9 protein-coding genes and 1 riboswitch are annotated in these 13,214 nt (G+C 48.7%); of the genes, 3 read left to right on the top strand and 6 right to left on the bottom strand.

Going from position 1 to position 13,214, the window contains the following annotated elements; genetic code table 11:
- Positions 1-94: 94 nt before the first annotated feature.
- From AC3WT9_RS24595 to AC3WT9_RS24580, 4 genes are all read right to left on the bottom strand, one after another.
- The gene (locus AC3WT9_RS24595; protein WP_341377084.1) at positions 95-835 is read right to left on the bottom strand and encodes an acetoacetate decarboxylase; all 741 of its coding nucleotides are present in this window, start codon (positions 833-835) and stop codon (positions 95-97) included.
- Between the two features lie 33 nt (positions 836-868).
- Positions 869-2,053 (bottom strand): acetyl-CoA C-acetyltransferase, encoded by a 1,185-nt coding sequence (locus AC3WT9_RS24590; protein ID WP_341377085.1) that lies wholly within the window; start codon positions 2,051-2,053, stop codon positions 869-871.
- A gap of 365 nt (positions 2,054-2,418) precedes the next feature.
- A complete protein-coding gene (locus tag AC3WT9_RS24585; protein ID WP_492407990.1) occupies positions 2,419-4,626 on the bottom strand; it encodes a TPM domain-containing protein in 2,208 nt (735 codons plus the stop codon).
- 202 nt (positions 4,627-4,828) lie between these two features.
- On the bottom strand, positions 4,829-4,972 hold the full coding sequence (locus AC3WT9_RS24580) for a hypothetical protein (RefSeq protein ID WP_179091777.1): 144 nt from the start codon (positions 4,970-4,972) through the stop codon (positions 4,829-4,831).
- Positions 4,973-5,285: 313 nt separating this feature from the next.
- On the opposite strand from AC3WT9_RS24580, the gene AC3WT9_RS24575 reads away from it, so the two are divergent.
- Positions 5,286-8,396 carry an EAL domain-containing protein gene (locus tag AC3WT9_RS24575; protein WP_342480967.1) on the top strand — a complete coding sequence of 1,037 codons (3,111 nt, stop codon included), beginning with the start codon at positions 5,286-5,288 and terminating at the stop codon, positions 8,394-8,396.
- Positions 8,397-8,528: 132 nt separating this feature from the next.
- Here the strand turns inward: AC3WT9_RS24575 and AC3WT9_RS24570 are convergent, their stop codons facing one another.
- Positions 8,529-9,623 (bottom strand): GGDEF domain-containing protein, encoded by a 1,095-nt coding sequence (locus AC3WT9_RS24570; RefSeq protein WP_492407989.1) that lies wholly within the window; start codon positions 9,621-9,623, stop codon positions 8,529-8,531.
- A gap of 214 nt (positions 9,624-9,837) precedes the next feature.
- Positions 9,838-9,937: riboswitch (purine riboswitch) on the top strand.
- Positions 9,938-10,059: 122 nt separating this feature from the next.
- On the opposite strand from AC3WT9_RS24570, the gene AC3WT9_RS24565 reads away from it, so the two are divergent.
- On the top strand, positions 10,060-11,496 hold the full coding sequence (locus AC3WT9_RS24565; RefSeq protein ID WP_341089364.1) for an NAD(P)/FAD-dependent oxidoreductase: 1,437 nt from the start codon (positions 10,060-10,062) through the stop codon (positions 11,494-11,496).
- Between the two features lie 163 nt (positions 11,497-11,659).
- Positions 11,660-12,457, top strand: a complete 798-nt coding sequence (locus AC3WT9_RS24560) for a VanZ family protein (protein WP_492407988.1) — start codon at positions 11,660-11,662, stop codon at positions 12,455-12,457.
- 2 nt (positions 12,458-12,459) lie between these two features.
- Here AC3WT9_RS24560 and AC3WT9_RS24555 read toward each other — a convergent pair whose 3' ends face one another.
- Positions 12,460-13,062 (bottom strand): nucleotidyltransferase family protein, encoded by a 603-nt coding sequence (locus tag AC3WT9_RS24555; protein ID WP_341097522.1) that lies wholly within the window; start codon positions 13,060-13,062, stop codon positions 12,460-12,462.
- Positions 13,063-13,214: the final 152 nt, after the last annotated feature.

Here is a 13,214-nt window from a genome sequence, read left to right as displayed (position 1 = left end):
TATGTTTCACGCTATATATTATCCTTCTATTTCTCGCTGAAGCACCCCGTCCTTTAAAAGGACGGCGTAGCCGTTTCCACTTGGAAAGCAAAGTTTACTGGAGATAATCATGAATGACTCTTGCGTATGGCAGTGTTAAATCGGCAATAAAATGTTTGCCGCCGATATACGCCTTAACAGGAAAATCTGCCACAGGAGCATGGACGTGGGGTGTCAGACTTAACCGGGCCGGCCCTGACCAGGCGCCCTTTACTGTAATATTCTCGAGATTGTACGCCACTAACTGCGCAATTTTAGGGCCACCATCAACATCGGGAATTAATTTTAGATTCACTTGGGTTTTTGCGATGGCTGTAGCCGTGTCCTTTTCACTGAGAATGTTATGTTTGAAAGGCATGGTTCCCATGGCCACCAGGGCATGGTTATAATGTAATGTACCGGTCAGCGTTTCTGTACCTTCAACACTCAGGCGGGGATTCGCCCATTTTTTGGGGAACCCCCAAATTTCACGTCCCCCAAGAATAGCAGGTGCGTTATCCAAATACATTTGGGCAACAAAATTGCAGGGTTCGCCCTGAAAGGTACACGGGATGACAATGCCGCTCTCCTCATAGCTTCCTAGACCGGATGAATCAGGCATCTTGATCCATTCATAGGAAACGGTGTTGCTTCCATCCGGCTGAAGAGGCTCCGGGACCGCCTGTCTAATCGCAGCGGGATCGGATTCATAGGTAATTATAAAAAATTCCCTGTCGATGAAGCGGTAGGGGGGACGGCCATAACTAGCGCTGGCTGCAGGCATGGACTGTAGTGAAAAAATCTCTTGTGGATTCATAACAATCGGATCTCCCTTTCTTATAGAAGAGTGTTAGATGAGTGCATTCTCAATTAGCATCGCGATTCCCATACCCGTTCCGATACATAACGAGGCTATGCCATAACGCGCAGAGCTTCGTACCATTTCATGCACAAGCGTAACCAATATCCTCGCTCCGCTTGCACCGACAGGGTGTCCAATCGCGATTGCACCGCCATTGACATTCACCTTCTCCGGGCTGACCCCAAGCTCTTTTATTACCGCTAATGCTTGTGCAGCGAAGGCTTCATTAATCTCAAACAGATCGATGGCATCAAGGGAGATTCCCTGATCCTTAAGAAGTGACGAAACGGCTTTCACCGGGCCCATCCCCATATATGCAGGGTCAACGCCAACAAGTGAATAACCCTTGATATAGGCCAACGGTTGAACCGCATGTTCCTTGCATTTGTCTTCCGACATAACAAGTACAGCCGCCGCTCCATCATTGATCCCCGAGGCATTTCCGGCGGTAACCGATCCGTTTGTTTTAAATGCAGGTTTTAAATTAGAAAGTTTTTCTTTGCTTGCATCTCCTCTTACATGTTCATCCTCTGAGAACCAAATATTCTCTTTTTTGGTTTTGGTCAGAACGGGAACAATCTGCTCTGCAAAAACATGCTTGTTTTTTGCTTCTATAGCCTTGATCTGGCTTCCATAGGCAAATTCATCCTGCTCAAGTCTTGAAATGTTATATTTCGCGGCAATGTTTTCTGCGGTAATTCCCATATGATATTTGTTGATGGGACACGTAAGGCCGTCGGCTACCACGGTGTCTATCAATTCACTGTTGCCCAGCTTGTAGCCATTTCGTGCATTCCTTAGTACATAAGGGGCGTTCGACATGCTCTCCATACCTCCAGCTAAGAGGACGCCGCCTTGTTCTGCCAAAATAGAGTTGTAAGCTAAAGCGACGGCATGAAGCCCTGAACCGCAAACCGTGTTTATTGTTGATGCAGGTACTTCAATGGGAATGCCGGCTTTTAGTGCCGCCTGTCTGGCAGGATTTTGGCCAGTGCCTGCTTGAAGGACATTTCCTAAGTAAATTTGATCAATCAATGCAGGCTCTAGTTGACTTTGCTGAAGGCAGGCTGTCATCACGTTTGCCCCCAATTCTGAGGCGCTCACTGACGAAAGTCCATTGTTAAAAGAACCAACGGCTGTTCTTAATGGGCTTACCAATGCAACTTTTTTCACAAGTTCTCACATTCCTTTCACTGTGTTTAAGAAACTTACATGCGGGTATATACCACGGTGCATGAGAGAGTGAGCGTTATAGTTTGATCGCCTTCCTTCGTCCTTATTTGGAATTAATTAACAAAATAATCGTAAGTCTAATGTTCATTTTACTCAATGTTCAAATAAATACAAAAATTTACATATTGATATATATGGGGCCTTGTATACTCATATAATGAAGCCGTTCTATCATTTTCATTGTTTTTCTGGATATTTCTGGTTATTTCAGAAAAAAACGAATGAAAAGTGAAAAAGAGTTCAAGTCAAAAACGCCACCGGCCCGTTTCCGGGCCGGTGGCGTTTTGCATAGATATGTTCGCTGTCTACCATTTGGAGCCGCCAGAGGAATTTCTGCCGGATTTGCCGCCGCCACCGCCCCAGGATGATCCGCCAGTCGAGCGGCCGCCGCCTCCCCAAGAGGAACCGCCGGATGATCTGCCGCCGTCGAAGCCGCCCGAAGAGGAGCCACGCTTGCGTGCCTGCTCCCGGCGCTGCTGTTCCCGCAGGATGGCCAGCTGTGCCAGGCGCTCCTCTTCTTCTTTTTGGCGTACGAGACGGTTCGCTTCCTCCACGAAGGAGGAAATCCGGGACTCGTAGGCATGTGCCACAGCTTCCAGTTCATCCAGGTTATAAGGCCGGATGGACAGCCGCTGCTCCAGTTCACCATACTCAGGGATCAGGGAGAGCTGGAATTGGCTTCTGGAGGCGATTCCCTTGCTTTGAAGCCGCCGCTGGGCCGTATCCACACGCTCCTGTCCTTCCGGCAGGAGCCGGGTGACGTTAGCTAAGCGTTGGCCCAGCATATTGAGACTTTCGCCGACATTGTCGAACTTCTGGGCGGTTTCTTCCTGAAGTTTGAGCAGCTGGTCCAGGCTATTGCGGGCATTGTCATATTCCCCCCGCTGGTCATTGGTCCAGGTTTCGATCTGCGGAACTTCTCCCGCACCCTGACGGAGCTGTGTTCCCGCAGTCTCCATTACCTCCTCAAGCTGGGTCAGATGGATCTCCGCAAACCGGCTGCGGGCTTCGGAGATCCGGCTGTTCAGCTCATTGCGCCGCTGAGACAGCCCGCTCCAACGGCTGCGGATCGTATCCAGATCCCTCAGGTTGTTCTGGCGGATCAGGGCCTGGCGCTCTGTCATGGCAATGGCATCGCCTAGCAGGGAATCCATACGGGCAGCGATTTTGCGCACTTCATCCATGTCTCCGCTGCGCAGGGGAGCTTCAAGTGTTGCGGCTGCTGCGGAGGCCTGATCCAGATTCTCATAAGGTTTGACCTTCATATTGTGGAGGGAATTCTGTTCGATCAATGCGGCGATTGTGCTGCGGGCAGCCGCCAGAACTCCAGAAAAGTTATTCAATTTGTCGTCATACGTATCGACATCGTGCAGGTCCTGCTCGATCTGCGCCTGCTTCTCCTGCGCCTCCCCGGTCATATCCTGTGCGGCAATTGGGTCGAACAGCTCCAGCTCATCCGCTTTGGCGGTCTCTTCAGCCAGCTCTTTCAGATCATCAGCAATTTCCTGCAGCCCATAGCCGGTCTCCTTGACCGCACTCTGAAGCTGGAGGTTCAATTCAGGCGCTTCCTTCTTCAGTTCGGTAATCTGCTGTTTAACGTTGCGGTCAGCATCACTGATTACGGCAATGTGCTGCTCTTCTTCCTCCAGCGAGGAGCGGAAAGCTATTTCAGTCTGCTGCAACTGTGAGCTGGCAGCCTTGAGCGCCTTCAGACGGTAGAAGGGGGGCTGTGAGCTTTGACTGCTCTGCAATGCGGAGATCTCCACCAGCTGTGCAGACAGCCGCTTGGAGATTCCCTCGACCATTTCTCCCGTCTTGCCTTGAACAATTCCCTGGAACGGCTGCAGGGACTCCAGCGCCCGGTTCGCCCGGACCAGCAAGTCGGCCAGCTGCTCCTGCTGGCTGCGGAGCTGCCCCCGTCTGCGCAGGCCGGTGAACAGCACATACAGCACTAATGCCAGCAGCGCTATCCCAATGACAATGCCGGCCAACTTTAGCAGTCCAAGGCCTGGGTCGCTGCTGCTGCCAGTGCCGCCGAAGGAGTGCAGCTTCTGAATCATGGAACGGATTCCCCCGGCAAAATCCCCTTCCCGGGCATAAGGATTAAAATACGTGTCCAGCAGCCCCGTGAGGGCTGCGGTATCCAAGGCTCCGCCTTGAGCTTGAGACCAGGAATTGATATAGTCCTGTAGGCCCGGATTGTTGAAGTTCAGTTCAACTCTCTGGTCTCCGGCAGAGATCAGAAGGAGAACATCCTGCGGCGTCAGGCCCCAGGAATCATAGACGTCAGTGGCATAGGTGCCAGGCTCGGCGCCATCCAAAGAATCGACAGTCAGCACCCGGATGGTATAGCGGTCTCCCTCAGCAATAGCGGCAATAGCAGCTGTCTCCTGCTTTGTGAGCAGACCGGCTTCATCGGTAACCAGTCCCTGCTGAGCGGGAATCGCTGCCGCATAGATACTTGGCATCCATAGCAGGCTGATGATCAGGAACAAGGAAATATATTTTTTCAAACTGGCACGCTCCGATCTATAGGACTATTGTTCAGTATATTATGCCGATTATTATACTATATCATTAAACATTCTAAGCTTTGCAGATGCACTTTTAAGCAATTAATGGCCCTTTTGCAGCTTGTATCAATTGTTTTTCTATAAATGGAAACAAAAAAAGCCGCACCCCCGTAATCCGGGAATGCGGCATTCTGCACGATCATTATCTGATTTGCAGGCAGAGAATATATTGTAATCTGGATTTAATTTCCTTTTGCCATTTCAAATCTCCAACTTTAACAGCAAGATTGAGCAGATCCAGATAGTCGTCAACCTGCAGAGCGGTCCGGGTATTGGCTGAGTTCATGGGTGTTCAGTCTCCTTTTAACTCCATATAGTGAATTGAATGTATTCGTTTATTTAATAATGATAATCATTATCAAGTGTTATTGCTATTATCCACATTTTAAGCTAAAAAAGCAATATAAATAAATTAAAAAGATGAATTGTCTTTGTAATGGACAGTGCAGCACTTTGCTCAAGCGGGGAAGTGAACTGGTATATTTGCACAATTTATCACAATAGATCGGGTAACTTGCAGGAACCATACCATTTTTTGTCGAATACAGCTTCTTATAAATGCTCTTAGCCCGATTTTTATTGGAAAAAGGAGAATTGCGATGAAGCGGTGTAAACTCATCCTTCTAATTAGCATTGTGCTCATGATTGCACCCCCTGCTGCCGCTCACGCTGAAAGACAAGAGATAAGGTATCAGACAGAGCTGGGTTATCCGCCTTATAAATACATACAGGACGGATATCTGACCGGCTTTGATATTGACCTGACAAGTATGATTTTTGAGAAGCAGGATTATCTGATTCAATACAGCACCGGCGAATGGGAGGAAACGTATAAACGGCTAATTGACGGAGAGATTGATACCACCGGACTTATGGCCGTTACGGAGGAGAGAAAGAAGCAGGCATTGTTCTCTAAGCCTGTGTTCAAAAGCTATATCTCTGTCTATTCGCGCCAGGCGCTGAAAGAAGAAGTGAAGCTAAGCACCTTGGAGAACTATAAGGTAGGAGTGGGCAAAGGTCAGTACTCCGAGATGGTGCTGCACGGCAAAGCAGGAGTCTCACATTACATAGAATATGCAACAGTACCAGAAGCGCTGGAGGCTCTGCAGAAAGGCGAGATTGATCTCTTGTTCGAGAATCAGGGCGTTGTCGATTATTTGATTGTTGACCGTGGATTAACCGGTGCGATTATTCATAAAATGAGTAATTTATACCCTGAGGATATCGCTTATGGTATCAGCAAATCAGCACCGGAGCTGGTCTCCTACGTTAATGCACGGCTGGAACGGCTGCAGCGGTCCGGTGCTTTTGAGGAGCTGTACCGGCAATATTTTTTCGCTCATTCGGATGAGTACCAATCCCTAACCAAAGGGAGGATCATTTCAGGAATTGTCATCGGCTTCTGTGTGCTGCTTTTTGGTATTGTTCTAATAAGGGCTTACATCAGGCATTTACGCCGGACTATCCACTCCGAGCAGGAATTTTTTGAGGATGTTATTGAGCATACCGGGATGATTGTCTGGGCGGTGCAGGGTGATAAGAGAATCGTGCGTTTCAATCAGTATGCGGAAAAGATGACGGGGCTGAAGGAGCAGGACATGCTTGGAATAAGCCTCGATGATATTCCCGGTCTGGAAGGCAGCGCAGCCTTGCTCAGAGATCTCCTTATCAAAGCGGTGTACAAGGACTACGCAGGCAACGTTGAAGTGCGGCTTCCCGATCATGTGCCGGATGCCCGCTATTTCTCCATACGGACTACTCTGATTAAGGGGATGGATGAGCAGGCTGAGGACATCTTCGTACTGGTTGGACTGGATATTGATGAGCGCAAGGAGAGTGAGCTTAAGCTTCAGCTCAGCTACGAGGAGCTGGAGTCGACCTATGAGGAGCTGGCGGCGGCAGAGGTGGAGCTGCAGGAACAGCTTAACAAGCTGGGGGTCAGTGAACGCCGGTTCCGCCTGGCCTCAGAAAGCTCCGGTGCTTATATGTGGGAGCTGGATTGGGAGACAGGGGTCTATAAGCTTTCTGACCGCTGGTACGAAGTGATGGGCTACAATGAAGAAGAAATCAACTCGTTCGACGGCGGGGTGCTCAGTATCATTCATCCCGATGACCAGGAGACTGCACGAAAGGCGAGACAAGAGCATCTGTCCGGGTTGACCCCGATTTACGAGACTGAATACCGCATGCGAACCCATGACGGCAACTATGTATGGTTTGAGGTGCGCGGCAAAGCGATTGTCGATCCAAAGGACAGGATTGTGCTGTTCCTGGGTTCCCTGATTGACATCAGCAAACGCAAGCAAGCTGAGTTCAAGCTGAGTAACAGCTATCAGGAGCTGGAGGCGACGTATGAGCAGCTTACGGCAACACAGCAGGAACTGGTAGGACAATATGATATGCTGGTCGAAAATCAGAAGAATATGCACCGTTTGGCTTATGTGGACTCACTCAGTAATCTGCCCAACCGCCTCAGCCTGTTGGAGACGATGGAGAATTACTTCCAGCGGCCGGGCGGCAAAGCGGCGCTCTTGTTTGTGGATACCGACAATTTCAAATACATCAATGATACGCTGGGTCATAAGTCGGGTGATATTCTCATCCGCAAAGCCAGTGAACGGCTGCAGTCGCTTGTGGATGAAAGAGCCATGCTCTCGAGACTCGGCGGAGATGAATTTGTAATTTTCCTCAAGGATACGGATGACCGTGAAGCCGTGCTGAATTTGGCGGAGGACATCATGCGGTCATTCCGCAGGTCTTTCCTTATCGGAGAAAGCAATCTGTATGTCTCTGTCAGCATCGGAATCTCCTTCTATCCGGAAGACGGGGAGACCACAGAGGAGATTCTGAAGAATGCCGATGTGGCGATGTACCGGGCCAAAGAAGAGGGCAAAAGCACGTATGTAGTCTATGATAAGTCCATGCATACCGCGTTTAATGAACGGATGAACATTGAGAAGCATCTGCGAAGTGCGATGAACAACAATGAATTTGAGCTTCATTATCAGCCGCAGGTGGAGATCGGGACCGGGATGATTTCCGGCTTTGAGGCCTTGATTCGTTGGAACAGTCCTGTGCTTGGTTTTGTATCACCGCTGTCATTTATCAAGATTGCCGAGGATTCCAGGCTGATTATATATATCGGCGAATGGGTTCTTAGAGAAGCCAGCAGGTTCATGAAAAGCGTACATGACCGCACCGGAATTCCATATAAAATATCCGTCAACATTTCGATCATTCAGCTGCTGCAGGATGATTTCGTGGAAATGGTGCTGGACAGCCTTGCGGAAAGCGGACTTGAGCCCAGCTGCCTGGAACTCGAAATCACGGAATCCATATTTATGGAATCCTTCGAAAGCACTGTAAGCAAGCTGGGATTCCTTAAGTCGCGCGGGATCCGTATCGCCCTGGATGATTTCGGAACAGGGTATTCTTCTTTGAGTTATTTGCAGCAGCTGCCGATTTCCACACTGAAGATGGATAAAATCTTTATAGATTCTCTGGAGGATAAGGCCTACAGCCAATCCTTTGTTCAGACGATCATCGTTCTCGGCCACAAAATGGGTCTTGATGTGGTAGCTGAGGGAGTAGAGGATGCCAGACAGCTGGAATTTCTTAAGCAATTCGACTGCGATAAGGTACAGGGTTATTTAATCAGCAGGCCGGTTCCCGAGCGCGGAGTATGGGAACTGCTGGAGCCTCATTATTGAAATAGAAATAGAAACAGAAATAGAGATAGCTGCATAGCAAAGCGAGCCCGGGACGATACAGTCCGCGGGCTCGCTTATATTTTCACGCAGGAATAGTCTTGGGAAAGTCTCCTCATATGTCTACTGGACGGCTTAGAAAATGATAATTTTGTTCTTGCCGGTCTTCTTCGCTTCGTACAGGGCATCGTCCGCCTGCTGAAAGGTGGAGCTCTTGGAATCCTCGCCCCGATAGTCATGCATCCCGATACTCACCGTTACGGATTTACCGTCCATTTCGGTGACTGGCATGCCTGCAATCCCCGTTAAGATCCGCCCTATAATTTCGCTTGATTCCTCCAGCTTCTTGGCGGTGAGAATAATGACGAATTCCTCTCCGCCGTAACGTGCGGCAAAGTCATCTGAGCCAATATGCTTCAATACCATTCCTGCAACCTGCTTAAGGACGATATCTCCGACCCAATGCCCATATTGGTCATTTACCTTTTTGAAATTATCAATATCCATCACCGCCAGCTGCATCGGGAAGGGGTTGCTCTGCTGATGCTCAATCAGCCAGCCTAAATACTCATGAAAGGTTTTGTGATTGTACAAATCCGTTAGGGGGTCGATCTTGGACAGACGGTCCATAATGATATTCTGAATGCGCAGATCCTGCTCGGATTTCATAGAGTTCTCCAGTGATTGTATGAGCTCGCGGCCTCTGACGATCACCCCGAATCCAGCCAGGGATGTTCCGGCGAAGATGAGAGCGATTATAATATGCTCAATTCGCAGCGTATAGTCATAGGGCGATGTATTAAGAAACAGCATAACGGCGTACAGCAGACAGACGGCTGAGGAAACCTTCATATAGCTTTGTTTCAGATAAATCATAGAGACGAGCAATGGGAGGAGCATGATCAGGGGTTTAACATGATATTCCGGGCTAAGATTTGAAATCATCAAAATTGCGTAAATATGGCTGGTGAAAATTATTGAAAACTCTGAAAATAAGGGCTTCCACTTGTAGACAGCTTCCAGAACGACAATTAGAGCAAATATGGTCGAATCTGGAATCAGCATATGGGGAATAAAATATTGCCCGCTCGTAAATTGTGGAAGATGTCCCCACATAGACAGGGAGGCAAATAGCTGGCTTGCCAAATGTACAATCAGCACCATCCAGAATGTATTGAGGAGTACCCGATTCCAATAGATTTGGCGAGGAGTTAGCGTTGGGATGTGCATGAGCGGTTCCTCTTTTCCAGTGGCGATATAACTATATATTCGACAAATACCTCAGGTTTCCTTCCACTGAAATTCATCTAATAATGTTCGTGTTTAAGTGAATTGAAATCAGGAGATATAGTTAAAAATTCTCTAATTAGGATCTAAAGGCGAATTATTGTATGGTTTTGTCCTTGACACATTCGTGAATAATCTGTAAAATTTCTATTGGCTCATATAATAAAGTTAAGCTGTTCGTATATCCTCAAAGATAAGGTTTGGGGGTTTCTACAGGGGACCGTAAATTCCTGGCTACGAATAGGGTGCATTTTGCATACCTATGAAGTATCCGGGATTTTTGTGTTGTGGTTAATAAACTATCTATTTTCGCAGAAACGGATAATGGCCTGCATGAGTACGGCGATGCCGTTTCTCCCTAGGAGGAACAGAGAAACAGATGAGTAAATATGATGTGATTGTCGTTGGTGCGGGTCCGGCTGGAATATTCGCCTGCTATGAATTGACACGAAAGGCGCCTGATTTGAAGGTGCTGCTTGTGGACAAGGGTCATGATATTTACCGCCGTAATTGCCCGATCCTTGAGGAGAAGATCAAGCTCTGTCCGCCCGCTTCGGGGCGCAAGGAATTTGCCGGCTGTCTGCCTGCCTGTTCAATTACTGCCGGTTTCGGGGGAGCAGGGGCCTACAGTGACGGCAAATTTAATATCACGACGGAGTTCGGCGGCTGGATGACCGATTATTTGGCACCCTCCAAAGTTCTGGAGCTGATCGAATATGTAGACAGCATTAACCTGGAGCATGGCGCAACACCGGTCATTACCGATCCGACAACCGAGAGTATCCGCAATATTGAGCAACGGGGTTACGCTGCCGGACTGAAGCTGCTGCGGGCACAGGTACGCCATCTGGGGACAGAGCAAAATTTGGAAATCCTTAAATCCATATACGAATATTTGAAAACACGTATTGAAATGCTGTTCAAGACAGAGGTTCAGGATATAGTAACCGTAAAAGACAATGGAACGCACCGCATTACAGGCATTACGCTGAAAAACGGGGAAAGCCATGAGGCGGATAAGGTTATGATTGCCCCGGGCCGTGACGGTTCGGCCTGGCTGACCGAGGTGCTGAAGAAGCGCCGGCTGAAAATGTACAATAATCAGGTCGATGTAGGTGTAAGAGTCGAAACTTCGGATGTGGTAATGCGGGAGATCAATGAACATCTCTATGAGGGGAAATTCATTTTCAATACATCTGTAGGCACCCGTGTCCGCACCTTCTGCAGCAATCCGTCAGGACATGTTGTTGTGGAAAATCACAGCGGTGTGATGGCGGCCAACGGACATTCCTATAAAGACCCTGCACTGGGTTCGAAGAATACCAACTTTGCCCTGCTGGTCTCGCATACGTTCACCGAGCCCTTCGACAAGCCCAATGAATATGCCCGGGAAATCTGCAAGCGGGCGAACGATTTGTCCAGCGGCGGCGTGATTGTACAGAAATACGGTGATATTCTCCGTGGCCGGCGTTCAACGGAAACGCGAATCAAGGAAGGATTCCTGGAGCCGACGCTGAAGGAAGCGGTACCCGGCGATCTGGGACTGGTACTGCCGTACAACACCATGAAGAGCCTGATTGAAATGGTGGAAGCGCTGGAAAAAGTAACTCCGGGTATCGCCTCCGAACATACGTTGTTCTATGGAGTAGAGGCGAAATTTTATTCGGCCCGTCCGAAGCTTACGGACAATCTGGAGACGGAAATTTCCGGACTGTACTGCGGCGGAGACGGTGCGGGCATTACCCGCGGTCTGGCTCAAGCCGGAGCCGCCGGGGTATGGATTGCCCGGGGGATGCTGGAACAAACCGGCGCTTAAAGACAATAGAATAAGTGAAGAAGGGCAGACTCACTGCAGGAATTTCTGCGTTGAGTCTGCCCTTCTTCTATTTATCTATCATTTGAACTCCCGCTCATATGGTATACAATAATTATCATAATTGTAAATTCGAGAGGGTGACGCAGCCTTAAGAAGTGTGAACTTGATCCCCTTCCATACGATTTACAGATTTTTTACAGATGAATCCATCGGCAGCGATAGAATGGTGACCAATGTATTGGGCAACATCGGGATTTTTATCCCCTTAGGCCTTGCCGCAGCTTATATAGGAAAGAGCAGGAACTGGGGATTTAAGTTTGTTTTCGTCTTCTCGGTTAGTATAGCTTTTGAAATCATTCAATATATCTTTGCGCTGGGAAGCAGTGATATTGACGATATTCTGTTGAACTGTGCAGGAGGTGTGATTGGCGTAGCCTTGTATAAAGCACTCTTCAAGATCGCTCCTTCCGGAAACCAGCTCCTTGCAGCGATCATTGGATTCTTTTTACTGGCGGGACTTGGCGGAGGTGTTGTGACGGGGGTGCTGGATCGCAGCCTGCTGCCTTTTGCCGATCAGGAGATGGAATACATAGATGAGAATAAGCAGCTCATGACAGGCGTAGATGAGAGTACGGCGGATCTGTTCGGCGATTTGACCGCTGCCCAGACTGACGCTATAACCCTATATAACAATCCTAAGTATAGTATGCTGAAGAAAACAGCGGAAACAACAGAACTTGGGCAAGAGAATAGTACCATTCCAGTAGGTGCCTCCACCAAAATCATTATCAGGCACTTGGCGTCTGATCAAAATAGGATCATCACCACCTACGAAGAAAGTACGATTTCCGGCCTGGTCTCCATAGTAGAATCATCCCCAGTCGCCCCTACAGTCAGAGTCTGGTTGGACGGAGACAGTAAAAAGGCGGCAAGGGTGTTGCTCGTAAATGTTCTGAAGTGATATTACCAAGCGTTCCTATCTTCTTGGGCGAGCTGGCCGACAGCTGTAATTTGCACCCGAGGCCATAACAACCTCCAATTCTTGCTGGCGATCCGTTTCTCATAGATAGAGTGCAACTGGCGGTTGCTTATAAAACTCGGAGTGGGTCTGAGCTCCATTTGGATGACATCCTGGATGCCATGAGGGGCGGCCAACCTTAAATTACCGTGTTCATCCAGCGAAAGCCCAAGCGCGGTTGCCGTCTCGGGAAATTTGGACATGCCGTCGGCAGAAGAGGTATAGGGCGGAATATCGTTAACCACATGCATTCTCGCCTGGTTTTTGACCGACCAGGGGATAGAAGGATCGGCAGCTCGCAGCTGCGCTTCCCAGGCTTTTTCGGTCTCTTCGCGGATGTCGTTGCTATCATAATAAATAACATCAATATCTGCCAGCGGTGTTCTTTCCGTAAATCCATGCTGGACATCCCAGACTTTAGAGCGGACAAATCCGGCGCAGACCCAGGAATCGGGCAGCATTAGCGCTCGGGCGGCAGATAGAATATTCATCATCCACGGGTCTTCTCTCACGGCCCGCAGGAGATCTTCCTCCGTATGGATCAGCAGCATAGGTCCTCCTTTAAATAGTTGAACTACATAAAGCAACGGGATTTTTATCCGATGCCTTTATTATAAGGCCCAATTTACAGGCTTGGGTACTCTAAAAAGACAATAGGGCGGATTGCTATTATGATTTGGCACATCTTATAATGGACCGG

The sequence above is a fragment of the Paenibacillus sp. EB106-06-01-XG199 genome, assembly GCF_058791575.1.
This window is presented reverse-complemented; position numbering and strand designations above follow the sequence as displayed.

Bases quoted from the DNA above. Each gene is read 5' to 3' on its own strand.
- AC3WT9_RS24595 (WP_341377084.1), bottom strand. From the start codon at position 835: ATGAATCCACAAGAGATTTTTTCACTACAGTCCATGCCTGCAGCCAGC.
- AC3WT9_RS24580 (WP_179091777.1), bottom strand. From the start codon at position 4,972: ATGAACTCAGCCAATACCCGGACCGCTCTGCAGGTTGACGACTATCTG.
- AC3WT9_RS24575 (WP_342480967.1), top strand. From the start codon at position 5,286: ATGAAGCGGTGTAAACTCATCCTTCTAATTAGCATTGTGCTCATGATT.
- AC3WT9_RS24570 (WP_492407989.1), bottom strand. From the start codon at position 9,623: ATGCACATCCCAACGCTAACTCCTCGCCAAATCTATTGGAATCGGGTA.
- AC3WT9_RS24565 (WP_341089364.1), top strand. From the start codon at position 10,060: ATGAGTAAATATGATGTGATTGTCGTTGGTGCGGGTCCGGCTGGAATA.